Raw genomic sequence first — 22,928 nt, 5'->3', positions numbered from 1 at the left:
GAACCGTCAGCCGCGTGCACGCGATGCTTGAACGAGCGATCGAGTCCGGATCTGCCGGACGGTAGACCGAATTTAGCGCGACCCTGAAACGGCGCGGGCCGCTGAGCCGGTGAACCGGGCCGCCGTCAGGTCATCGCCGGGGCTACGCGCGCTGAACCGCGTCGCGACGCGATCCGGCGCTGCCGCGACCACGGCGTCAGGTGCCGTATCGCGGACACGGGTGGCCGCGACGCGGACCGGCGCGTTACGGCTCGCCGGCGACGCCACGGCACCGGCTGACACTGCGTCGAACAGGGCACGCAACTGAATCTTGGCGTCGGCGTCTGGGGCAACCAGGGCGCTGGATTTGGCGGGCGTCGCGGCCGCGGCCCGGCTTTCGACCGGGGCCGGGAGGTTGGCCATACCGCCGTTCAGTGCGGCGAACTGGACCGGCCGCGGCGGCGGGAGCGGCATCGTGATGGCCGCCACGACGGCGGCAATATCCGAGGGCCGGCGCGGCGGCAGCGGCGCCACCACCGACAGCACCGCCTCCTCGGCTGCGGCGGCTGGCTGAGCCCCGGTCAGCAGCGACTTGGCGTCGGCAGGCTTGCCGTCAGGCGCCTTGGCCTGCTCGCGCGCCACCAGCGAGCTGCGCAGGGAATCGTCGGTAGCGGGCGCCGCGTAGGCGAGGGCGGTCCGCGTGCCGACCGGGTCCTGCGGGTCGGCGCTCGCCACGGCGACAACGGGTGCCAGGCGGGCCTTCGCCGCGACGGCGGGCGGCGGCGCCGGCACCGGGTCCGGAGCGGAGCGGCCGCCACCGAACAGGCTCGCGAGGAAGCCGAACAGGCCTGGCCCGTCTTCTTCCTCGCCGCTCGCCATCTGGGTGGTGAGGCCCGCCACGGTGCCGCCTCGGGCAAGGATCTCGGCCTTCGCCTCCTCGTAGCGCGGGAAGGGTCGGTTGTCGCTCGGCAGCAGCACGGTCTTGCCGTCGGGGAAGAGGCGGGCGAGCTGATCGTGCGTCATGCGCGGCCACATGCGCACGGAGCCGACATCGAGGTGCACGAACGGGGTACCGGCATGCGGGTACCAGCCGACGCCACCGCGCTGCATCTGGAGACCGACCTCGCGGATGCGATCGATCGAGACGTCCGGCAGGAAGAAGTCCATGGCCTTGCCGAGCATGTGCTGGCTGTACTCGGCCACCATCTTGGAGCGGCGGCGCAACATCGCGTTGGTGCCGGGCGAACGGTAGGCGGAGACGACGTGGATCGGCTGGCTGGCGCCGACCTGCCGGTAGGCCTCCCAGACCGTGTCGAACAGGCGCGGATCCATCTTGGTGGGCTCGTTGACGCGCCAGTCGCGCAGGAGCCAGTTCAGCTGCTCGAGGGCGGCGCGGTCGTAGCGGCCGTCGCGCTTGAACGTGATGGTCGCGCTCTCCTGCGTGTGCGTGTGATAAATCGTGAGCGCGCGCGTGTCGCCGTTCGCCACCGCGTCCTCGGTCTCGGCGGTGCCGGCGACCAGGCTCAGCGCGACGCCCGTCAGGGCCAGGGCGAAGGTGCGGAGAGGGCGCGGGAGACTCGGCACGATAGTCCTGATCCTCTGCCGGCGCTTGTGCCCGGCGGGTGTCAGGCCGGGTTCCCGGCTGAAACGGCTAAGGCTCGACCGTGGCGAAATCGTGCCCGGCTGTGCGGCCGCGCACGCGAAAGTTGCGGACTGCCAAAGACCTTCGGCTACCACCAGCTCCGCGGGGCCGGCTGCTGCGGGGCCGGCGTCCATAGTCCGGGCTCGCCGAATTCCGGAGCGCTGTCGGCCCGCACGGCGCGGCGCGACGCACGGCGGGGCACGGTCACCTCTTCGTAGCGATTGTCCGGCCACTCGTCGGCGACGTGACGGTGCGTCACCCGGCGCTGAACGGTGCGCGCCGGTGCAGGCGTCGGCGTACGCTCGGCCTTGCGCCGCGGCGCCTCGTCCGGCAGCCGGGCCATCGCCGGATTCCCGCCGCCGGGCAGCCCGAGGGCTGCACGCATTGGCGCGTCGTATCCGTAGAGGTCGGGCAGCGTGCGGTAGGTGCCGCCATCGTCGACATAGGCGGTGAAGTAGGCGAGGTGCACCGGCAGCTTCTCCGGCAGCCGGAGCGTGCGCTCGCCCTTGCCGATCAGCTTCTTCAGCCGCTCCTCGGACCAGTCCGGCAGGACCACGTCCGCGAGGCGGAACGGATCGTCCACGCGCACGCAACCGTGGCTGAAGTCGCGCTTGGACGCCGAGAACAGCGAGCGGTTCGGCGTATCATGCAGATAGACCGCATGCTGATTCGGGAACATGAACTTGATGAAGCCGAGCGCGTTGCGCTCGCCCGGCGGCTGGCGCAGCGAGATGTGGCCGCCATGGCGGACGACTTCGTAGCCGCCCCAGGTCTTGCCGCCGTAGCCGGCGAGCTTCGGCGCCATCGTCTTCAGGATGGACGGCGGCACGTACCAGGACGGGTTGACGACGGCGTATTCCATCAGTCCCGAGAACAGGGGCGTGCGCGACTCCGGCTTGCCGACGATGACGCGCGCCTCGTCGCGCAGGGTGCCGCCGCGATAGGCGCGCAGGCGGTATTCGGGAATGTTGACCAGGATGTAGTCGGACCCAAGATCGCCCGGCAGCCAGCGCCAGCGTTCCATGTTGACGATCAGCTCGGCCTCGCTGCCCGTCGGGCGCGCCGACCGGCCGGCATCGGCCAGAGCCAGCACGGTCTGGACGTTCAGGACGCCGTTACCGGGCAGCCCACGGCCGCGCTGGAACTTGGCGACTGCGTCGGCGACGACGGAATCGTAATCCTCCGGCTCGCCGGGGCCGCGGTCGAACGTGCCGGCGGGCCGGGTCTCAAGCCCGAAATGCGCGCGCAGAAGCGGAACGCGCTGATCGTGCATCCCGACGCGCAGGGCCGGGCCGGACGGCAGCCGCAGCGGCTTCACCGCCGCGGGCGCCGGCCCGCGCAGAGAAGCGAGCCGCGTCTTCAGGGCCAGAAAGCCCGGGGTGGCCGGGTTGTAGCTTTGAAGCGTATCGCCGGTCTTCGCGCCGGCATCGGCCAGCTTTGCCAGCACCTCGTTCCCGGCGGGCAGATCGAGCTTCGGAGTAATCAGCCGCGAGATCGACGCGAGATTGATCCGGCCGCCACGCGCGTCCCGGGCGTAGAGGACGGCCGCAGCGGACAAGTGCAGCTCGGCATCCGCCATGGCCTTCTCGTCCGGCTTCTCTGCCAGGTTGGGGACCGTATAGGCATGCGCGTCGAGCCCGTCCTCGCCGGCGGCCGCGAGCCGCGCCGCGACCGCCTTCGCCGCCTCGGTCCAGGCGCCATCGGCGATCCAGAGCGGCTTGTAGGCGCGGGCCTCGTAGAACGACCGGATTGCGTCGCGATCCTTGCCCGTGAGGCGCAGGAGCAGCGGCGCGTTGTCTCCGAAGCGGGCCAGCATTGCGGCACCGAGGGGATCAGCGGGCGCGACCGGCGCCGCGACCGTCGGGGCCGGCGCGGGCTCGGCGGCGGGCGCGTCCGGCTTGTAATCGGGAAGCGCCGTCGTGACAGGATCCGACGGCGCGGATTGCGCGGGCGACGACGACGGCGGCGTATCAGCGAGCGCCTTGTCGAGCGCGGCCGTTTCGGCACCGAAGGCGCCGGCCGAAGCCAGCGTGCCGGTCAAGAGGGCGGCCAGCGCCATGAGGCTGGAGCGCGGGACGCGCATCGTGATCTCCCGGGGTGCGGCGGCAGAGCCGCACGCTCAGATTGTGATTATCCGCGCAAGCGTGGCATTGGGCAACCGCAGTCTTCGTGAATAGAAGTTTGGTCCTGCGGCTGCCGTCGCGACTTCTAGTCTGCTCAGCTTTTGATCTGACTTATTATCGACCGAAAGCGGTCAGCAGCGTCCAGCTCTCGGAGCGGAAGGACCGCCCAGTACGGGTGGTGCGCTAGCGCACGTACCGCCCGCTCAAGCGGCGTCCTCGGTCTTTTCCCCGTCCTCAAGGCCGAGGTCCTTCAGCTTGCGATAGAGCGTCGACCGGCCGATGCCGAGGCGGCGCGACACCTCCGACATCCGCTGACGGTAAAATTGCAGGGCGTAGCGAATGATCTCCGCCTCGAGCACGTCCATCGGCTTCATCTCGCCGGTCTCCTCGGCGACGAGGGACATGGCGTGCGGATCGCGAACCTCGACGCGCACGATCTCGCGGACCGGCTCAGGAACGTAGGCCGGCATCTGCGCCTGAGTGGGGGCCGCCGGAATGCGCACGTCGAAGCCCTCGACCTGCGCGGCGATCTGCGGGAACTCGGCGACCGTCAACTCGTCCCCGTCGGCAAGCACGACGGCGCGGAACAGGGCGTTCTCCAGCTGTCGGACGTTGCCGGGCCAGGGATAGCGGGTGAGCAGTGCCATGGCCTCCGGGCTGATCGCCCGGACCCGCTTCCCCTCCTCGGCGGCGAAACGCGCGCAGAACGAGCGGACGAGATCGGGGATGTCTTCGCGGCGCGCCCGCAGCGGCGGCAGGGTCATCGGGAAGACGTTTAGGCGGTAATACAGGTCCTCGCGAAACTTCCCCTGCTTCACGAGGTCGAGCAGCGAACGGTTCGTGGCCGAGACGAGGCGGATGTCGACCCGCACCGAGCGCTTACCGCCGACCGGGTCGACCTCGCCCTCCTGCAGAGCGCGCAGCAATTTCACCTGGGCATCGAGCGGAAGCTCGCCGATCTCGTCGAGGAAGAGGGTGCCGCCCGAGGCCTCGACGAACTTGCCGGCATGCTTCTCGGTGGCGCCCGTGAACGCACCCTTCTCGTGGCCGAAGAGGGTCGATTCCACGAGGTTCTCGGGGATGGCCCCGCAATTAACGGTCACGAACGGTTTGCCGCGCCGGTCGCCGGACCCCTGGATCGCCCGCGCGAGCACTTCCTTGCCGACGCCGGACTCACCTTCGATGAGCACCGGGATGTTGGATTTGGCGGCCCGCTCGGCGAGGCGGATGACCCGCTCCATGTCGGGGCTCTTGGAGGTCAGGTCCTTGAAGGTCAGCGCGCCGGAGGCGCGGCGGCGCATGCGGCGCACCTCCTCCTCCAGGGTGTCGACCCGCAGGGCGTTCTTGATCGAGACCTGCAGCCGCTCGGCGCCGGCCGGCTTGACGACGAAGTCGACGGCGCCGGCCCGCATGGCGGTGACCACCGTATCGATCGAGCCGTTGGACGTCTGAACGATGACCGGCGTGGCGAGTCCGTTCTTGCGCATCTCCGCCAGCACGCCGAGGCCGTCGAGCTCCGGCATGACCAAGTCGAGGAGCACCACGTCCGCGCCCTCGGATTTCAGCAGCGTGAGGGCTTCCGCGCCCGTCTCGGCGACCCGCGCCTCGAAGCCGAACCGGCGCACCGCCGCCTCGGCGAGACGCCGCTGGACCGGATCGTCGTCCACGATGAGCACGGTTGTGGACATGGCGGCTCCTGAACGGCGCGCGGATCGAATGACGCGGCACAGGACTTGTCCCGGCCGCAGGCTCCGATTCGGCGACTGTTTCGTTTCGAGCCGTAAGGTGACGGAGAGACGTAAAGTGGCGCTTAACGACGTTTCCATCGGATCGTCAGGCGCCGTACCGGGCCACGCAAACCGGCCGCGTTGAACGCGTGGCGGCACACTCGATATCAAGGTACGGGGCCGAGCCCCTTTTCAGAGGAACGCGCGACATGATGCCGAGCCACACCGCATTGCCGGTGAACGTCCGACTGCCGGAAGGCGTGAGCGCCGCGCGCGCCGCCGCGAAGGCTGCCGACCTCGGCCATCTCCCAGAATGGGATCTTTCGGATCTCTATGCCGGCCTCGACGATCCAGAATTCGCCGCCGACATGAGCCGTGCCGAGGAGGAGTGCCGGCGCTTCTCCGAGTCCTATGCCGGACGCATCGCGGAGATCGCCTCCGGCGCCGACGCGTCCGCGCGCCTCGCCGAGGCGGTCCGCGCCTACGAGGGGATCGAGGATCTTCTCGGCAAGCTGATGTCCTTCGCCGGGCTGGTCTACTCCAGCGACACCACCGACGAGGCGCGGGCGAAGTTCTACGGCGACACGCGCGAGCGGCTGACGAACGCCTCGTCCGACCTGCTCTTCTTCGCCCTGGAGCTGAACCGGGTCGACGATTCGGCGGTGAATGCCGCGATGGCCGACGGTCCGCTCGCCCGCTACGCGCCCTGGATCGAGGATCTCCGCCGGGAGAAGCCGCACCAGCTCGACGACCGGACCGAGAAGCTGTTCCTCGAGAAATCGGTCACGTCGAACGCAGCCTGGGACCGGCTGTTCAACGAGACGATCGCCTCCCTGCGCTTCACCGTGCAGGGCGAGGAGATGCCGCTGGAGCCCACGCTCAACAAGCTCCAGGATTCCGACGGTGCCGTCCGCAAGGAGGCCGCCGGCGCGGTCAGCGACGTGCTGCGTGGCCATCTGCGCGTCTTCACGCTGATCACCAACACGCTGGCAAAGGACAAGGAGATCTCCGACCGCTGGCGCGGCTTCAAGGACGTCGCCGACGCGCGTCACCTCGCCAACCGGGTCGAGCCCGAGGTGGTGGAGGCCTTGGTCGATGCCGTGCGCGCTGCCTATCCGCGCCTGTCGCACCGCTATTACAAGTTGAAGGCCAAGTGGTTCGGGCAGGAGACGCTGCCCTATTGGGACCGCAACGCGCCGCTGCCGAAGGTGGAGCAGCGCACGATTCCGTGGTCCGAGGCGCGCGACACGGTGTTGTCGGCCTACGACGCGTTCTCGCCGAAGATGGCGGGCATCGCCCGGCGCTTCTTCGACGAGAGCTGGATCGACGCGCCGACTCGGCCCGGCAAGGCGCCGGGGGCCTTCGCGCACCCGACGGTGCCGTCCGTCCATCCGTACGTGCTCGTGAATTATCAGGGTAAGCCACGGGACGTGATGACCCTGGCCCACGAACTCGGCCACGGTGTCCATCAGGTGCTGGCCGGTCCGAACGGCGCCCTGATGGCGCCGACGCCCCTGACGCTGGCTGAGACCGCCAGCGTGTTCGGCGAGATGCTGACGTTCCGCAAGCTGCTCGGGGCCACCACCGACACGACCCAGCGCCGGGCGATGCTCGCCGCCAAGGTCGAGGACATGATCAACACGGTGGTGCGCCAGATCGCGTTCTACTCGTTCGAGCGGAAGGTCCATCTGGCCCGCGCCAAGGGTGAGCTGACCACCGATCAGATCAACGCCCTGTGGCTGTCGGTGCAGGCCGAGTCGCTGGGACCGGCGATCACTCTGGATGCTGGCTACGAGCCGTACTGGGCCTACATCCCGCACTTCATCCACTCGCCGTTCTACGTGTACGCCTACGCGTTCGGCGACTGCCTCGTGAACTCGCTCTACGGAGTCTATGCGCAGGCCGAGGAGGGCTTCGTCGAGCGTTACTTCGCGCTGCTCTCGGCGGGCGGCTCGAAGCCCTACGGCGAGCTCCTGGCGCCCTTCGGCCTGGACGCGAAGGATCCAGGGTTCTGGCAAATCGGCCTCGGAATGATCGAGGGGATGATCGCGGAGCTGGAAGGGATGGAAGGGCAAGGCTGACAACCGATCCGCCGGCCTCGCGCACGGGGCCGGTCATCGCGGGTCCCCGCGGCGCAGGGACCCACGCCCCTGGCGTCCGAGCGCCCGCGGCATATCTCCCGGTCAGCCGCAGACAAGCAGATCGAGAGATGGCCGAGACCGATCGCGAAGCCAACCGCTTCTCCGCCCGCGCCGGGCGCTACGCCAGCGTCGGCGCCAATGTCGGGGGCGTCGCCGCGCGGATGGCGATGTCCCGGTTGTTCGGCAAGGAGGGCACCACCAACGCCGCGGCCCTGGCCCAGGCGCTCGGCGGCCTCAAGGGGCCGATCATGAAGGTGGCTCAGTTGCTGGCCACCGTGCCGGACCTGCTGCCGCCCGAATACGCCGCCGAATTGCAGAAGCTCCAGGCCGACGCGCCGCCCATGGGCGCTGCCTTCGTCCGCCGCCGCATGCAATCCGAGCTCGGCGCCGGCTGGCAGGCGCGGTTCGGCAGCTTCGACCTGAAGCCGGCGGCCGCGGCCTCGCTCGGCCAAGTCCATCGCGCCACCACCAAGGATGGCGAGCGACTCGCCTGCAAGCTGCAGTACCCGGATATGCAATCGGCCGTGGAGGCCGACCTCAAGCAGCTGGAACTCGCCTTCGCGCTGCATCGGCGCATGAATTCGTGGCTGGACACGCGCGAGATCGCCAAGGAGATCGGGGCGCGTGTCCGTGAGGAGCTCGACTACGAGCGCGAGGCCAAGCATGCCGCCCTCTACGGCGCGGTCCTCAAGGACATCGCGGCGGTGCGCGTGCCGAAGGTCTATCCGGACCTGTCGACCAGGCGCCTCCTGACGCTCGGCTGGCTCGACGGGGACAAGATCCTCGGCTTCGCGGAGGAACCGGTCGAGATCCGCAACCGCATCGCGCAGGCGATGTTCAAGGCGTGGTGGCACCCGTTCAGCCGCGCCGCGGTGATCCACGGCGATCCGCATCTCGGGAACTACACGGTCTTCTCGGAGGGCAGTGAGGCCGCCGGAATCAATCTGCTGGATTACGGCTGTGTGCGTATCTTCCATCCCCGCTTTGTTGGCGGCGTCGTGGATCTCTACCGCGGCCTGCTGACCGGCGACGAGGCGCGAATCGTCCACGCCTACGAAGTCTGGGGCTTCAAGAACCTCGACCGGGAGAAGATCGAGATCCTGAACATCTGGGCGCGTTTCATCTACGGCCCCCTTCTGGAAGACCGGACCCGGACCGTCGCGGACGGCGTGAAGCCCGGCGAGTACGGCCGGCGTCAGGCCTTCGAGGTGCATCAGGCCCTGAAGGAGCGCGGCCCGGTGACCGTTCCGCAGGAATTTGTGTTCATGGATCGCGCAGCGGTGGGCCTCGGCGCGGTGTTTCTTCACCTACGGTCGGAGCTTAACTACCACCGGTTGTTCGAGGCCGAGATCGAGCACTTCTCGCTGGACACGCTGGCTGAGCGCCAGGGTCAGGCACTGGCCAACGCGGGGCTTCCGAACCCGGCCTGACACCCGGCGTAGACCCGCCGAGAGAGCGATCAACTTGCGTGCGTCCGATTGCGGCAGGTAAACGCTTGAGCTACATCCCACCGTGACCGCAAGAAGTCGCGTCTTAGGGAAACGAGCGCACGATGGCTGAGAGTGAGACGGTGGCCGGGCACACCTACAGCCCGGCGATGGACGCGCGGACGCACGAGCAGACCTATCGCGGCTTCGTCCGCTTCGTCGAGATCGGCACCGGGGTCGTGATCTGCTGGGTGCTGGCGCTGGCCGTCGGCGGGATTCGCGAAGCGTGGCTTCTGGCGATCGTCGGCGTGATTGTCTCCGGTGCGGCCGGCGCGGTCGGCGCCCTGGCCCCGGCCGTGGGCTGGCGTGGACCGCTGGTCGTCGCCATCCTGCTGTTGCTCTACCTCTTCTTCGCCTGAGGCTGCTGGAACGGTCCTCGGATCGTCCGCCATCCACCATTCGGCCCGCTCATGTGATCTCTGAGCGGGCGGCCGACGCGTGGTCGTTGATTCGATTGACCGCAAGTTACATTCGGCCAAGTTCCACCATTGCGCCGCAGGTCCGCATCTCGAAAAGCCGCGAGGGTTCGCGCATTCGAAGGGCCGAGCTTATCCAGGGGAATCCTCGCATGCGCATTGCTGTGCTGTCCGAGACGGACTCCGCGGAACCGCGCGTGGCCGCGGTCCCCGAGACCGTCAAGAAGTTCAAGTCTCTCGGTGCCGATGTCGTGGTGCAGTCGGGTGCGGGCCGAAAGGCCGGCATTCTGGACGGCGAGTACGAGGCGGCCGGCGCCGAGGTCGCGGGAAGCGCGGCCGACGCGGCGCGCGACGCTGACCTCGTCCTGAAGGTGCGGCGCCCGAGCGGCGAGGAGCTGCCTCAGCTCAAGCGCGGCGCCACCGTGATCGCGATCATGGATCCCTACGGTAACGAGGCTGCCCTGAAGGCGATGGCCGATGCCGGCGTCGCAGGCTTCGCCATGGAGCTGATGCCGCGCATCACCCGCGCACAGGTCATGGACGTTCTTTCTTCGCAGGCGAACCTCGCGGGTTACCGCGCGGTGGTGGACGGCGCCGCCGAGTACGGCCGGGCCATGCCGATGATGATGACCGCCGCCGGCACCGTGCCGGCCGCCCGCGTCTTCGTCATGGGTGTCGGCGTCGCCGGCCTGCAGGCCATCGCCACGGCGCGACGCCTCGGAGCGGTCGTGACCGCCACCGACGTGCGCCCCGCCACCAAGGAGCAGGTCGAATCGCTCGGCGCCAAGTTCGTCGCGGTCGAGGACGACGAGTTCAAACAGGCTGAGACCGCCGGCGGATACGCCAAGGAGATGTCGGCCGAGTACCAGAAGAAGCAGGCGGAGCTGGTCAAGGGCCACATCGCCAAGCAGGACATCGTGATCACCACCGCGTTGATCCCGGGCCGTGCCGCGCCGAAGCTGGTCTCCGAGGAGATGGTCGCGTCCATGAAGCCGGGCTCGGTCCTGGTGGATCTCGCGGTCGAGCGCGGCGGCAACGTCGCCGGAGCCAAGGCCGGCGAGGTCGTGACCACGGATCGCGGCGTGAAGATCGTCGGCCACGTTAACGTCCCCGGCCGTCTCGCCGCGACGGCGTCGAGCCTCTACGCGCGCAACCTCTACGCGTTCGCCGAGACCCTGATCGACAAGGAGTCGAAGGCGCTCGCCATCAACTGGGACGACGAGCTGGTGAAGGCTACGAACCTCACCCGCGACGGCTCCGTCGTCCACGCATCCTTCCAGCCCAAGACCGATGGGCCGGCCTCGGAGGCCGCGTCCGTGGGGCTCGCCAAGTCGGAGGCCAACAAGGCCTCCGGCGCGCAGTGAAGACCGGTCGAGAGGAGTAGCAGAATGGCAACCGTCATCGTCCCTCCCGATCAGGCAGCCGATCAGGCCCGTGTGCTGGCCGATGCCGCACGGGCCGCTGCCGCGGTCGCCCGCAACGCCGCCGATCAGGCCCAGGTCATCGCCGACGGCATGGGCCACGGGCTCAGCGCCGCGACGGGCGGCGCCGTCGATCCCACGGTCTTCCGGCTGGCGATCTTCGTGCTGGCGATCTTCGTCGGCTATTACGTGGTCTGGTCAGTGACCCCGGCGCTCCACACGCCGCTGATGTCGGTGACCAACGCGATCTCCTCGGTGATCATCGTCGGCGCGATCCTCGCGGTCGGCGTCCCGCTCATCGAGAAGGGCACCGGGCTTGCTCGGTTTTTCGGCTTCATCGGCATCGTGCTCGCCAGCGTGAACATCTTCGGGGGCTTCCTCGTCACGCAGCGCATGCTCGGCATGTACAAGAAGAAGGGCTGAGCCGGTGTCTGAGAACGTCTCCTCCCTTCTCTATATCGTCGCCGGCGTCCTGTTCATCATGGCGCTGCGGGGGCTCTCGCACCCCACTACCTCCCGGCAGGGCAACCTGTACGGCATGGTCGGCATGGGGCTGGCCATCCTGACCACGCTGGTCGGCCACCCGCCGGCCGGGATCGGTGCCTGGATCCTGGTGCTCCTCGGCCTCGGCATCGGCGGCGGCGCCGGCGCGGTGATCGCCAAGCGCGTGCCGATGACCGCCATGCCGCAGCTCGTTGCGGCCTTCCACTCGCTCGTCGGCCTCGCGGCGGTGTTCGTGGCAGCCGGTGCGCTCTACGCTCCGCAGGCCTTCGGCATCATCGAGAACGGCCACTTCCACAAGCAGTCGCTGTTCGAGATGGGGCTCGGCGTCGCCATCGGCGCGATCACGTTCACCGGTTCGGTAATCGCGTTCGCCAAGCTCGACGGGCGCATGTCCGGCAAGCCGATCATGCTGCCCCAGCGCCACCTCATCAACGCGCTGTTGGCCGCCAGTCTCGTCCTGCTGCTCGCGCTGTTCATCGGCACCGAGTCGAAGGCAATCTTCTGGCTGATCGTCATCGCCTCGCTGGTGCTCGGCGGCCTGATCATCATCCCGATCGGCGGCGCCGACATGCCGGTGGTCGTGTCGATGCTCAACTCCTACTCGGGCTGGGCCGCGGCCGGCATCGGCTTCACCCTCGGCAACCTCGCGCTGATCATCACCGGCTCGCTGGTCGGCTCGTCGGGCGCGATCCTGTCCTACATCATGTGCCACGCGATGAACCGGTCGTTCATCTCGGTCATTCTGGGCGGGTTCGGCGGCGATACCGCCGTGGTTGGATCGGGTCAGGTCGAGACGCGCCCGGTCAAGCAGGGCTCGGCCGACGATGCGGCCTACATCATGAAGAACGCCGAGCGCGTCATCATCGTCCCGGGCTACGGCATGGCCGTCGCCCAGGCGCAGCACTCGCTCCGCGAGATGGCCGACATGCTGAAGAAGGAGGGCGTCGACGTGAAGTACGCCATCCACCCGGTGGCGGGCCGCATGCCGGGTCACATGAACGTGCTGCTCGCCGAGGCGAACGTACCCTACGACGAGGTGTTCGAACTCGAGGACATCAACGGTGAGTTCCCGCAGGCGGACGTCGCCTTCGTGATCGGCGCCAACGACGTCACCAACCCGGCCGCCAAGACCGACAAGGCGTCGCCGATCTACGGCATGCCGATCCTGGACGTGGAGAAGGCCAAGACCGTGCTGTTCATCAAGCGCGGCATGGGCTCGGGCTACGCGGGTGTCGAGAACGAGGTGTTCTTCCGCGACAACACCATGATGCTGTTCGGCGACGCCAAGAAGGTCGTCGACAGTATCCTGAAATCCTTCTGATCATTCAACCCTCGGGTTTGCGGCAGGGGCGGGCAGAGATGCCCGCCCTTTGTCGTTTCGGCCCTCGCTTGGTTTGGCTGCGCTGTTGCGGCGACGCCCGCGCATCCGCGACCAACGCGGTGTAGGATGACGCCCGTGTCCTGCGCCCCGCTCCTCGCCGAACAGCCCGCCTTCCTGGGTGTGGCCGCCTCCGTGACCGGACGGCGGTGGCAGGAGCGCTGCGGCGGCGCGGCCACCCAGAACCACATCGCCAAGATGGTGCAGGCCCACGGGCTGCCCGAGCTGCTGGCCCGCGTCCTCGCCAGCCGCGGCGTGATGCCGGAGGAATCCGCCCGTCACCTCGCCCCGCGCCTCCGGGACCTGATGCCGGATCCCGACACGCTGCTCGACATGGATGCCGCGGTGCGTCGGCTCGTGCGCGCCGTGCGGCGGAATGAGACCGTGGCGATCTTCGGCGACTACGACGTTGACGGGGCTGCCAGCGCCGCCCTGCTGGCGGGTTATCTGCGCGGCCTCGGCCTGAAAGCACCCATCCACATCCCGGACCGCATCACCGAGGGTTACGGGCCCAACGTGGCGGCGATCACCGCTTTGGCAGCTGAGGGCGCGACCCTGCTCGTCTGCGTCGATTGCGGAACGAGCGGACACGGACCGCTGGAGGAAGCCGAGAAGTCGGGGCTCGACGTCATCGTCCTCGATCACCACGCCGCCTCGGAGGTCCTGCCGCCGGCGCGTGCGGTCGTGAATCCGAATCGGCTCGACGACCTCTCCGGCCTCGGCCACCTCTGCGCCGCCGGTATCGTCTTCCTGACGCTCGTCGCCCTCAATCGCGCCCTACGGCATGAGGGGTTTTTCGGGCCGAGCCGGCCCGAGCCCGCCCTTACCGATGCCCTCGACCTCGTGGCGCTGGCCACCGTCGCCGACGTGGTGCCGCTCACCGGCCTCAACCGCGCTTTCGTCACACAAGGTCTGACGGTGATGCGTCATCGCAGCCGGACGGGGCTGGCCGCGCTCCTCGACGCGGCCTCGTTGATCGAACCGCCGGAATCCTGGCATCTCGGTTTCGTATTGGGGCCTCGGATCAATGCCGGCGGGCGCATCGGCGATTCGGGCCTCGGCGCCCGGCTTCTGACCACGGCCGACCCGGGCGAGGCCGCTCGGATCGCCGCCGAACTCGACCGGCTGAACCGCGAGCGGCAAGCCATCGAGGCGCAGGCCGTCATGGAGGCCGAGGCCGAAATGGAGCGCGCGCTCAGCCTCGATCCGGCACGCGCCGTTCTGGTCACGGCGAGCGCCGAGTGGCACCCAGGCGTCGTCGGCCTGATCGCGTCGCGGCTGAAGGAGCGCTTCAATCGTCCGGCCTTCGCGTTCGCCATGCGCCCGGATGGCAGTGCCACGGGCTCGGGCCGGTCGATCCCCGGGGCGGATCTCGGCCTCGCGGTTCGGGCCTGCGCGGAGGCGGGGCTCGCCAGCAAGGGCGGCGGCCATGCCATGGCGGCCGGCGTCACGGTGCGCGCCGACGACATTCCGCGGTTCGAGACGCATCTGACCGCGCTGCTCGGGGCGAGCGTCGCCGTCGCGCGCGCGGCCGATGCCCTCCTGATCGATGGCGGCCTCAGCGCCGGCGGTGCGACTGCCGAGACTGTCCGGTTGATTCAGCGCGCAGGCCCGTTCGGCCAAGGTGCGCCGGAGCCCATCTTCGCGCTCGGACGGCATCGGCTGGTCGATGCCGGGGTCGTGGGATCAAGCCACGTCCGGGCACGCCTGCGCAGCCGCGATGGTCAGGCCGTCGGGGCGATTTGCTTCCGGGCCGCCGAGCGACCGCTCGGCCTCGCGCTGCTGAACGGGATCGGTCGCGAGATGCACGTCGCGGGAACCCTGTCGTGCGATCGCTGGCGCGGCGCCGAGCGGGCGCAGCTCCGGATCGTCGACCTTGCGCCGGCCGATCCGTAGCGCCCCCTCAAGCACCTGCCATCAGGAGGGCCCAGAACCTCTTGTAGCGGGTGCCCGGCGCGTTGACCCGCGCAATACCGATCCGGCGGATCTGCGGGAGCAGCATGTTCTTGTTGTGCTCGGGGCTGGCCTTCCACCGGGCGAGCACCTGATCCAGGGTCTCGGAGCCGGCGCTCAGGTTCTCGGCGGCCCAGGACTTCGCCAGGCCAGCCGATGCCATGCGCGAGGTGAAGCTGCCGCCGATCTCGTGGCTGAGCTGCCCATGGCGAGCATTGTTGCCGGCCTGGAACGCCGCAGCCTTCACCAGCGCGGGATCCACCACCACGGGGCTCAGCCCGTGCTGGAGGCGATAGGCCGAGATAGCCGCCGCAGCCGACACCTCGTCGAGGATCGCGGGCTGAGTCGCGTTCTCGGCAGTCGGCTCGGGCGCAAACGAGAGGCCGCCGCAGCCGGTCAGCGTCAACAGCAGGGTCAGGGCGAGGGCGGGGTTCAGGTTCGGCACGGTCGGGCTGGCGCGTTGGAGAGATCTGCGCGCCTCACTCCGGCCCGGTTGCGGCGAAAGCGCGGCAGCGGACGAGAGGAGGTTTCCCGGCGCACGGTCGTGGCCGCCGTGCCACGCCGGCAAGCCCTTAAGCGGCCAGCGCGGCGCTTCCCAGCATCGCGGGCGCGAAGGCGCGGAGCAGCGCCGTATCGAGGTGGCCGCTGCTATCGGTCATGATGGCCAGGGCCTCCGCGGCACTGGCAGGCTGCCGATAGGTTCGCCGTTCCGTCAGCGCTGAGTACACGTCGCAGATCGTCACGATGCGGACGAGGTCCGATATCGCGGGGCCGGACAGCCGATCCGGATAGCCCTTGCCGTCAAGGCGCTCGTGATGATGGCGGACCACGTCGATCACCGCATCCTCGAAGCCGCCCTGCGCCAGCAGCAGATCGGCGCCGATATCGGGATGTCGCTGCATCAGGCGCAGCTCTTCGGGATTGAGCGGGCCCGGCTTGTTCAGGATCTCGACCGGAATGCGCGACTTGCCGATATCGTGCAGGAGTGACGAAGTCACCAGCCGCGCGAGATCCGCGCGTCCGAGCCCGATCTGCGCGCCGAACGTTGCGGCGTGACCGGCGACACCGAGGGTGTGCTGGTAGACACCGATATCGTGGCGCCAGACTTCGGCAAGCCAGGCCGCGATGCCCACTTCCGATACGGCGGCCAGCACCAATTCCGTGCCGCGGTCGATGTCGGCCTGCTGGAACCGCGCGCCGAGGGCAGCGCTGTCGAACAGTTCGGCCACGAGTGCGGTCGCCTGGGAGACATGGTCGGCGAGCCGCCGCTCCCGTACTTGCCCCGAGCGCGTCGCCTCCTCGATCATCGCGAACGCGTTCGCCAGCACGACCTGACGGGCTGCGACCGCGGGCAGCTGGCGGATCTGCGGGGCTGCGGGCGCCGGCTCCCCGCGGACGAGCATCAGGCGCGGTATCCGCGGCCCGGGATAGCTGAGGGCGGGCTCAATCCGCGCGACTTGAGCGGGCGGCAGATCCAGAATAATCAAATGCGGCCGCTCGTGCGGGACAGCGGCGCCGGGCGAAATGGCCCGGCAATCCATCACCAATGCGATCGCCCGCTCCAGCCCCGCTCGCTCGGTCGGCCGGTCCGAGATCAGCAGGACGAAGGGGCTGGCAGAGAATCGCGGTAAGGGGCCGACGGCCAACACGGTCGCTCCCTCGCCCGCATGGTCAACGATGCGTTGACCTTAGCGGGAAGCTTTGAGGAAAGCGTTAACCCTACGCAGTCAGCAGCGCGACGGCGTCGGTTTAGATGCATTTCAGGCGAGCTTCGCCTTGCCGACTTCGCGCGCGGGACCAACGGCCGAACGATCAGCATCGGAAGCCGGGCTCAGGAAGTCCGCATACTTCACGGTCAGCAGAGCCTGGCAGGCTGCGAACGCGGCGAACAGAACGACGAAGCTGACGGTCATGACATTCTCCGGAACGACGCCATCGCGTCATATGCTGCAATGCGATAAGTGCCATCTCCGTCAGCTGTCTGGTATGCCAGATATCGAATACCGCGCATGCTCACCATGCATGCAGGTCAGATTGATGGCCGTTTCGGTGGATATTGAGCCCCACTCATGCGCTCGGAACGACCCGCTCGATGAAAGATATGGCCCGATCGCGCACAAGCGAATAATGCAGTGCAGTCGGTCGACGGCATCGGAAACACAGTGTCTTAGGGACTGAACACGACACCGGAGGCGCGTCGGAGGCAAACCTACGGGGATGGCACAGCACTGCCATCAGCAACGGCTTCGACACCGGCAAGAAGCACTTTCTCGACCGCCGGCAGACCCGATCTACCCAGCTAATTCGATTGCCTCGAGCCGCCACATCGCGTCGAGATTCATCCGTGGCCTCAGAGCTGAGGTCCGCGACGCGCCGGAGAGTGTGTGCTGCGCGACGGGTCGCGGCGGTCCGGTCCTAGTCGAGATAATCGCCGTAGGTGTCGACGTGATGCGCCAAGCCGAGGCCGTGCTCGCGCACGAGACGCTCGGCAAGGTCGGCATCCCGGGCTTCGAGCGCGGCGATGATGGCGACGTGTTCCCGGATCGACCGCTCCGCCCGGTCACCCTGCCGCAATGCCGTGCTGCGGATGCCGCGGACATGCATCAGAAGATTACTGGTGAGATCCGCGATGGCGTCGCAGTGGCCCAGGGCAATGATGCGCTGATGAAAGCGGATGTTGGCATCCGAATATTCGTCGATGTGCTCGGCCGGCTGCCCTTCGTAGAATTCCGGGAAGGATTCCCGCAGCGAGCGGAGCTGTGCGTCGGTCGCCCGCGCACAGGCGAGACGCGCCGCCATGCTCTCCAGCGCCGTCCACGCGTGGATCATGCTGACGATCTCGCGCTTGTTCTTCTTGATGACGAAGACGCCGCGCCGTGCCTCCGAGCGGACGAAGCCCTCCTGTTCGAGGACCGTCAGCGCCTCGCGCACCGGAGTCCGGCTGACGCCCAGATCCTGCGACAGCTTCCGCTCATCGAGCCGCACCTCGTCCGGACGCCCGTAGATGTCCATGTTGGTGATGGCACTCTTCAGCGCCTCATAGGCCAAGGTCCGGAGACTGGAGCTGGCGACGATCGGCTTCACGCTCAACGGTTCGGAGTTCGACATCCCTCGTCCAGTCAACTCACAGATATGATTTCCCGCACGCATTCTTTGTCGTGCGCTCTCATCGGACCTAACTCAAACCTTAGCCAGATCCTAGTCAATTGCGGCCTGGTCCCACAGACCTGTGACGAGAGCCGCCTTCCTCGATCGTGCGACAGCTCGGATCGGTGTGGCCGGACCGATTGCAAACGGCACGTTCGGCAAGCCGAACTTAATCCATCACTTCAATCCGGTATTTTTCTGCATGTTCGATTGACAGGCATGGATGATATCAGCACCATCTTTCTGGCATACCGTCGACCACACGGCTCCGAATGCTATCGTCGATGACGTGTGCTGGAGGCAATGCGAACAAATTTGCCCGCGGGCCAAGAATTTTTCCAAGAACGACGGACGGTTTGTTCTGCCATGACGCGCTGAGGCAGGGCATAAAACCGTAGAGCGCATAAGGCATAAAGAATACTGCCTAGGAGGGAAGCGTATGTCCGAGATCCACAAACCGGTGGGGCGCGGCCGATGGCTGCAACTCGCCTTCGGCGTCGTCTGCATGTGCATGATTGCCAACATGCAGTACGGCTGGACTTTCTTCGTGAACCCGATGCAGGAGCGGCACGGCTGGGATCGGGCCGCGATCCAGGTGGCCTTCACCCTGTTCGTCGTCACCGAGACCTGGCTGGTTCCGATCGAAGGCTGGTTCGTCGATAAGTACGGCCCGCGGATCGTCACTCTGTTCGGCGGCCTGCTCTGCGGCATCGCCTGGGTGATCAACTCCTACGCAGAATCGCTCACGGTGCTCTACATCGCGGCCGCGATCGGCGGCACGGGCGCTGGCGCCGTCTACGGCACCTGCGTGGGCAACTCCCTGAAGTGGTTCCCGGACCGCCGCGGTCTTGCCGCCGGTATCACCGCGATGGGCTTCGGCGCAGGCTCCGCGCTCACCGTTGTGCCGATCCAAGCGATGATCAAGTCGCAGGGTTACGAGGCCGCGTTCTTCTACTTCGGCATCGGGCAGGGCGTCATTGTGATGCTGATCGCCCTGTTCCTGCGCGCGCCGGCCAAGGGACAGGTCCCGGAGGTTGCTCGGGTCAGCCAGTCGAAGCGGGACTACAAGCCCGCCGAGATGGTCCGGACGCCGATCTTCTGGGTCATGTACGCCATGTTCGTCATGATGGCCGCCGGCGGTCTGATGGCGACCGCACAGCTCGGCCCCATCGCCAAGGACTTCAAGATCGCCGACGTCCCGGTCTCGCTCCTCGGCATCACGCTGCCGGCGCTGACCTTCGCGGCGACGCTGGACCGGGTGCTCAACGGCGTTACGCGCCCGTTCTTCGGCTGGGTGTCCGATCATATCGGCCGCGAGAACACGATGTTCCTGTCGTTCGCGATCGAGGGCCTCGGCATCTACGCGCTGAGCCAGTTCGGCCAGAACCCGATCGCCTTCGTGTTGCTGACCGGCCTCGTGTTCTTCGCCTGGGGTGAGATCTACTCGCTGTTCCCGGCGACCTGCGGCGACACCTTCGGGTCGAAATACGCGGCGACCAATGCCGGTCTGCTCTACACCGCCAAGGGGACCGCGGCCCTGATCGTGCCCTACACCAGCGTGCTGACGACCATGACCGGCAGTTGGCACACCGTGTTCCTGGTCGCGGCGGGGCTGAACATTCTGGCGGCCCTCCTCGCGCTGTTCGTCCTGAAGCCGATGCGCGCGGCCTACACCAAGAAGCCCGAGGCCGGCCTCGCGCCGGTCCTGGCTCAGTAGCCGCCACCCGCATCACCCGAAACAGCCCGGCGCCGTCTTTACGGCGCCGGGCTTCCTGCATACCCGGGACCGGGGAAACCGGAGACCGGGCATGGATACCGACGAGCGGAGCGCGCGGGACAGCGTCGTGGCAGCCGCGCGCGACCTCGACGTGCAGGGGCTGAACCGCGGGACGTCGGGAAACGTCTCGGTCCGCTTCCGTGACGGCCTGCTCATCACGCCGTCGGGCTTACCGACCGCCCGTATGCGTCCCGAAGATATCGTCCCAATGGGATTGGACGGTGCGCATCCGCCGGACCAGAAACCATCCTCGGAGTGGCGCTTCCACCGAGACATCCTGGCCCATCGGCCCGAGATCGGCGCCGTGGTCCACGCCCACCCCCTCTACTGCACGGCCTTCGCGATGTGCGGCCGGGAGATTCCGGCGGTGCACTACATGATCGCGGCCTTCGGGGGGTCCACTGTCCGCTGCGCGCCCTACGCGGCCTACGGCACGGCGGAACTGTCCGAGCTCGCCCTCGCGGCCCTGGTCGACCGCAACGTCTGCCTTCTGGCGAACCACGGCATGATCGCGGCCGGCGCGAGCCTGGAGAAGGCGCTCTGGCTCGCCGTCGAGCTGGAGACGCTCTGCCACCAATACGCTATCGCGCTCCAGGTCGGTGCACCGGCGATCCTGTCGGACCACGAGATCCACGAGACCGTGGAGCGCTTCCGCGGCTACGGGTTCAACGCGCCCGCGCGGGATTGACGTCCGGCTGAAGGCGCGCCCAGCCGGCCCGTTCTATCGGCCCAGCACCTGCCCCGCGGCGAGCCCGATCTCCCGAGCATAGTCGGCGGCCGACACCTTCTTGCCGCCCTCCGGCTTGACCTTGCGGATCTCGATCCGGCCGCCCTGCGCGCAGACGCTGAATCCGTTCTCGTCGATACCGATGACCTCGCCGGGCTTGCCCTTCACGTCGGAGAGGCGGCGGGTCGGGTGCAGGCAGGAATCGAAGATCTGAAGCTTTTTGCCGTCGAGGGTCGTCCAGGCGCCGGGCGCCGGGTTCGCGGCACGGATCAGGTTGTAGATCTGCTCGGCATGAGCGCTCCAGCGGATCTCGGCCTCGGCAGCGCGGAACCACCCCTCGTAGCTCGCCGCATCTTCGTCCTGGTCGACCTCGATGTGCTGCCCGGCGACGACCAGATCGGCCGCTTCGAGCATGGCGTCGACCCCCATCGGGAACAGGTTTTCGAAGTAGACGTCGCCCAAGGTCGCGTCGGGGCCGATCGGGCAGGTCTTCTGCAGGATCACCGGTCCTTCATCGAGGCCGTCGGTGGGACGGAAGATCGTGAGGCCCGTCTGCGAGTCACCGCGGGCGATCGGCCAGTTGATCGAGGACGGGCCGCGGTAACGCGGCAGCAGGCTCGGGTGGTACTGGATCGTGCCGTGCGTCGGGATGTTGACGAAGCTCTGTGGAGCGAACTGCAGCACGTAGGCCATGATGCCGATATCGGCGTTCAGGCCGCGCATAGCCGCCTCCGCCTCCGGGCTCTTCAGGCTCGGGAACTGGAAGACCTGGAGGCCCTTCTCCTGCGCTGCCGTCTTCAGCACGTCCGGCTTCGCTCCCGGCTTCTCCGGCGCGCAGAACACGCCCGCCACGTCATCGCCCCGCTTCAGGAACGCCTCGAGGACGGCTTTTCCGAAATCCTGCTGACCGATGAACGCGATGCGCATGCGATATCCTGGGCTTGATCCGGATCCCTCGCGGTCCGGAACGGATATTCTAGGGCGCAGATTAAGCCATCGCTTGCCCGCACCCGCTCACGTGATCGATGAATCAATACGCCCGGGACGGTTCGTCACCGTCCCGGGCTATATAGTTCCGGATACCGACCAGCTGTCGGGCGACGCTTACTCGGCGGCGATCTTCTGGATCGTGCCGATCGCGCCCGAATTGGCGATCTCGCCGACCTCGGCCTCCGTGTAACCGAGCACGCTACGCAGGATCTCGTCGGTGTGCTCGCCCAGCAGCGGCGAGCGCACCACTTCGCTCGGACTCGCCGACAGCTTGATGGGGTTGCCGACCGTCAGGTACTTGCCGCGGGTCGGGTGATCGACCTCGACGATTGTGCCGGTCTTCCGCAGGGCCTCATCCTCGGCGATCTCCTTCATCGAAAGGATCGGGCCGCACGGGATGTCGTACTTGTTGAGGGTATCCATCGCCTCGAACTTGGACATCTTCATCGTCCACGCCTCGATCCGCGTGAAGATCTCGTTGAGGTGGGGCAGACGGCCCTTCGGTGTGGCGTAGTTCGGGTCGGTCTTCCAGTCGGGCTCGCCGATGATGTCGCAGATCGGCTCCCAGACCGCCGCCTGGGTGATGACGTAGATGTAGGCGTTCGGATCCTGCTCCCAGCCCTTGCAGCGCAGGATGCGGCCCGGCTGGCCGCCGCCCGAATCGTTGCCCGCGCGCGGGGTCGCCTCGCCGAACGGGATGCCCTCGCCGAACTGGCTGTATTCGCGGAGCGGGCCGTGCGCGAGGCGCTGCTGGTCGCGCAGCTTCACCCGGCACAGGTTGAGCACGCCGTCCTGCATGGCACAGTCGACCTTCTGGCCGAGGCCGCTCTGCGTCCGGTGATAGAGGGCCGTGACGATGCCGAGCGCGAGGTGCAGGCCGGTGCCGGAATCGCCGATCTGGGCCCCGGTCACCATCGGGATGCCATCGCGGAAGCCGGTGGTGGAGGCCGAGCCGCCGGCACATTGCGCGACGTTCTCGTAGACCTTGCAATCCTCATAGCGGCCGGGCCCGAAGCCCTTCACCGACGCCAGGATCATGCGCGGGTTCGCCTCGTGGATCTTCTCCCAGGTCAGGCCCATGCGGGCGAGTGCGCCGGGCGCGAAGTTCTCGACCAGGACGTCGCATTCCTTGATGAGGCGCCAGAGCACCTCCTTGCCCTTCGGGTTCTTCGAATCCAGCGTGATCGAGCGCTTGTTGTGGTTCAGCATCGTGAAATAGAGGCTGTCCACATCCGGAATATCCTGGAGCTGCTGGCGCGTGGCGTCGCCGACGCCCGGCCGCTCGACCTTGATGACGTCGGCGCCGAACCAAGCCAGAAGCTGCGTGCAGGTCGGGCCGGATTGAACGTGCGTGAAGTCCAGGATGCGGACGCCTTCGAGGGCCTTGGTCATGATCGGTCTCGGAGTTGGAGGCGGTCTTCGGGATGTGGGGGAGGCGGCTCAAGCCGCTTGGGTGGCCGGTGCGATGCCCGTGCGAGTTCGCGACGTGGGGCGCGCAACGCCGGGTCCGGCGCCT

Annotated in this window: 18 protein-coding genes; 9 read left to right on the top strand and 9 right to left on the bottom strand. The window is 67.8% G+C overall.

Going from position 1 to position 22,928, the window contains the following annotated elements:
- Nucleotides 1-72: 72 nt before the first annotated feature.
- From AC3WSN_RS15440 to AC3WSN_RS15430, 3 genes are all read right to left on the bottom strand, one after another.
- Entirely contained in the window at nt 73-1,563 is a 1,491-nt protein-coding gene (locus AC3WSN_RS15440) for a peptidoglycan L,D-endopeptidase MepK (protein ID WP_492539065.1), read from the bottom strand.
- Between the two features lie 146 nt (nt 1,564-1,709).
- Nucleotides 1,710-3,704, bottom strand: coding sequence for a L,D-transpeptidase family protein (locus tag AC3WSN_RS15435; protein ID WP_492539063.1), 1,995 nt, complete (start codon nt 3,702-3,704; stop codon nt 1,710-1,712).
- Between the two features lie 243 nt (nt 3,705-3,947).
- Nucleotides 3,948-5,432, bottom strand: coding sequence for a sigma-54-dependent transcriptional regulator (locus tag AC3WSN_RS15430; protein WP_238195168.1), 1,485 nt, complete (start codon nt 5,430-5,432; stop codon nt 3,948-3,950).
- 248 nt (nt 5,433-5,680) lie between these two features.
- Between AC3WSN_RS15430 and AC3WSN_RS15425 the strand changes: the two genes are divergently transcribed.
- From AC3WSN_RS15425 to recJ, 7 genes are all read left to right on the top strand, one after another.
- Entirely contained in the window at nt 5,681-7,552 is a 1,872-nt protein-coding gene (locus AC3WSN_RS15425; RefSeq protein ID WP_492539061.1) for a M3 family oligoendopeptidase, read from the top strand.
- 128 nt (nt 7,553-7,680) lie between these two features.
- A complete protein-coding gene (locus AC3WSN_RS15420; RefSeq protein WP_492539059.1) occupies nt 7,681-9,042 on the top strand; it encodes an ABC1 kinase family protein in 1,362 nt (453 codons plus the stop codon).
- Nucleotides 9,043-9,164: 122 nt separating this feature from the next.
- Nucleotides 9,165-9,458 carry an aa3-type cytochrome c oxidase subunit IV gene (locus tag AC3WSN_RS15415; RefSeq protein ID WP_492539057.1) on the top strand — a complete coding sequence of 98 codons (294 nt, stop codon included), beginning with the start codon at nt 9,165-9,167 and terminating at the stop codon, nt 9,456-9,458.
- Between the two features lie 209 nt (nt 9,459-9,667).
- The gene (locus tag AC3WSN_RS15410; protein ID WP_192707680.1) at nt 9,668-10,879 is read left to right on the top strand and encodes a Re/Si-specific NAD(P)(+) transhydrogenase subunit alpha; all 1,212 of its coding nucleotides are present in this window, start codon (nt 9,668-9,670) and stop codon (nt 10,877-10,879) included.
- 24 nt (nt 10,880-10,903) lie between these two features.
- The gene (locus AC3WSN_RS15405) at nt 10,904-11,359 is read left to right on the top strand and encodes a proton-translocating transhydrogenase family protein (RefSeq protein WP_192707681.1); all 456 of its coding nucleotides are present in this window, start codon (nt 10,904-10,906) and stop codon (nt 11,357-11,359) included.
- A 4-nt stretch (nt 11,360-11,363) separates the two neighbouring features.
- Nucleotides 11,364-12,761 carry an NAD(P)(+) transhydrogenase (Re/Si-specific) subunit beta gene (locus AC3WSN_RS15400; protein ID WP_492539055.1) on the top strand — a complete coding sequence of 466 codons (1,398 nt, stop codon included), beginning with the start codon at nt 11,364-11,366 and terminating at the stop codon, nt 12,759-12,761.
- Nucleotides 12,762-12,887: 126 nt separating this feature from the next.
- Complete coding sequence (gene recJ / locus AC3WSN_RS15395) at nt 12,888-14,714, top strand: single-stranded-DNA-specific exonuclease RecJ (protein ID WP_492539053.1); 1,827 nt, start codon at nt 12,888-12,890, stop codon at nt 14,712-14,714.
- Nucleotides 14,715-14,721: 7 nt separating this feature from the next.
- On the opposite strand, the gene AC3WSN_RS15390 is transcribed toward recJ, so the two are convergent.
- From AC3WSN_RS15390 to AC3WSN_RS15375, 4 genes are all read right to left on the bottom strand, one after another.
- Nucleotides 14,722-15,216 carry a CAP domain-containing protein gene (locus AC3WSN_RS15390; protein WP_492539051.1) on the bottom strand — a complete coding sequence of 165 codons (495 nt, stop codon included), beginning with the start codon at nt 15,214-15,216 and terminating at the stop codon, nt 14,722-14,724.
- Between the two features lie 127 nt (nt 15,217-15,343).
- The gene (locus AC3WSN_RS15385; RefSeq protein WP_492539049.1) at nt 15,344-16,420 is read right to left on the bottom strand and encodes an HD-GYP domain-containing protein; all 1,077 of its coding nucleotides are present in this window, start codon (nt 16,418-16,420) and stop codon (nt 15,344-15,346) included.
- Between the two features lie 111 nt (nt 16,421-16,531).
- A complete protein-coding gene (locus AC3WSN_RS15380) occupies nt 16,532-16,684 on the bottom strand; it encodes a hypothetical protein (RefSeq protein WP_492539047.1) in 153 nt (50 codons plus the stop codon).
- Between the two features lie 502 nt (nt 16,685-17,186).
- Complete coding sequence (locus AC3WSN_RS15375; protein WP_192707687.1) at nt 17,187-17,879, bottom strand: GntR family transcriptional regulator; 693 nt, start codon at nt 17,877-17,879, stop codon at nt 17,187-17,189.
- Between the two features lie 478 nt (nt 17,880-18,357).
- Here AC3WSN_RS15375 and oxlT point away from each other — a divergent pair, with 478 nt between their 5' ends.
- Both oxlT and AC3WSN_RS15365 read left to right on the top strand, forming a co-directional pair.
- Entirely contained in the window at nt 18,358-19,635 is a 1,278-nt protein-coding gene (gene oxlT, locus AC3WSN_RS15370; protein ID WP_192707688.1) for an oxalate/formate MFS antiporter, read from the top strand.
- Between the two features lie 91 nt (nt 19,636-19,726).
- Nucleotides 19,727-20,383: a class II aldolase/adducin family protein gene (locus AC3WSN_RS15365; RefSeq protein WP_492539045.1), complete on the top strand. Its 657-nt coding sequence runs from the start codon at nt 19,727-19,729 to the stop codon at nt 20,381-20,383.
- Between the two features lie 33 nt (nt 20,384-20,416).
- Here AC3WSN_RS15365 and AC3WSN_RS15360 read toward each other — a convergent pair whose 3' ends face one another.
- Nucleotides 20,417-21,349: a methionyl-tRNA formyltransferase gene (locus tag AC3WSN_RS15360; RefSeq protein WP_492539043.1), complete on the bottom strand. Its 933-nt coding sequence runs from the start codon at nt 21,347-21,349 to the stop codon at nt 20,417-20,419.
- A gap of 177 nt (nt 21,350-21,526) precedes the next feature.
- Complete coding sequence (gene frc, locus AC3WSN_RS15355) at nt 21,527-22,804, bottom strand: formyl-CoA transferase (RefSeq protein ID WP_192707691.1); 1,278 nt, start codon at nt 22,802-22,804, stop codon at nt 21,527-21,529.
- Nucleotides 22,805-22,928: the final 124 nt, after the last annotated feature.

The organism is Methylobacterium sp. FW102-HT35C08 (assembly GCF_058790235.1).
Note: the sequence above shows the minus strand (reverse complement) of the source record. Positions and strands in the feature narration are given on the sequence as shown.

Bases quoted from the DNA above. Each gene is read 5' to 3' on its own strand.
- AC3WSN_RS15415 (WP_492539057.1), top strand. From the start codon at position 9,165: ATGGCTGAGAGTGAGACGGTGGCCGGGCACACCTACAGCCCGGCGATG.
- AC3WSN_RS15375 (WP_192707687.1), bottom strand. From the start codon at position 17,879: ATGTCGAACTCCGAACCGTTGAGCGTGAAGCCGATCGTCGCCAGCTCC.
- AC3WSN_RS15365 (WP_492539045.1), top strand. From the start codon at position 19,727: ATGGATACCGACGAGCGGAGCGCGCGGGACAGCGTCGTGGCAGCCGCG.
- AC3WSN_RS15430 (WP_238195168.1), bottom strand. From the start codon at position 5,432: ATGTCCACAACCGTGCTCATCGTGGACGACGATCCGGTCCAGCGGCGT.
- AC3WSN_RS15410 (WP_192707680.1), top strand. From the start codon at position 9,668: ATGCGCATTGCTGTGCTGTCCGAGACGGACTCCGCGGAACCGCGCGTG.
- frc (WP_192707691.1), bottom strand. From the start codon at position 22,804: ATGACCAAGGCCCTCGAAGGCGTCCGCATCCTGGACTTCACGCACGTT.
- AC3WSN_RS15405 (WP_192707681.1), top strand. From the start codon at position 10,904: ATGGCAACCGTCATCGTCCCTCCCGATCAGGCAGCCGATCAGGCCCGT.
- AC3WSN_RS15380 (WP_492539047.1), bottom strand. From the start codon at position 16,684: ATGACCGTCAGCTTCGTCGTTCTGTTCGCCGCGTTCGCAGCCTGCCAG.
- recJ (WP_492539053.1), top strand. From the start codon at position 12,888: ATGACGCCCGTGTCCTGCGCCCCGCTCCTCGCCGAACAGCCCGCCTTC.
- AC3WSN_RS15360 (WP_492539043.1), bottom strand. From the start codon at position 21,349: ATGCGCATCGCGTTCATCGGTCAGCAGGATTTCGGAAAAGCCGTCCTC.
- oxlT (WP_192707688.1), top strand. From the start codon at position 18,358: ATGTCCGAGATCCACAAACCGGTGGGGCGCGGCCGATGGCTGCAACTC.
- AC3WSN_RS15425 (WP_492539061.1), top strand. From the start codon at position 5,681: ATGATGCCGAGCCACACCGCATTGCCGGTGAACGTCCGACTGCCGGAA.
- AC3WSN_RS15420 (WP_492539059.1), top strand. From the start codon at position 7,681: ATGGCCGAGACCGATCGCGAAGCCAACCGCTTCTCCGCCCGCGCCGGG.
- AC3WSN_RS15435 (WP_492539063.1), bottom strand. From the start codon at position 3,704: ATGCGCGTCCCGCGCTCCAGCCTCATGGCGCTGGCCGCCCTCTTGACC.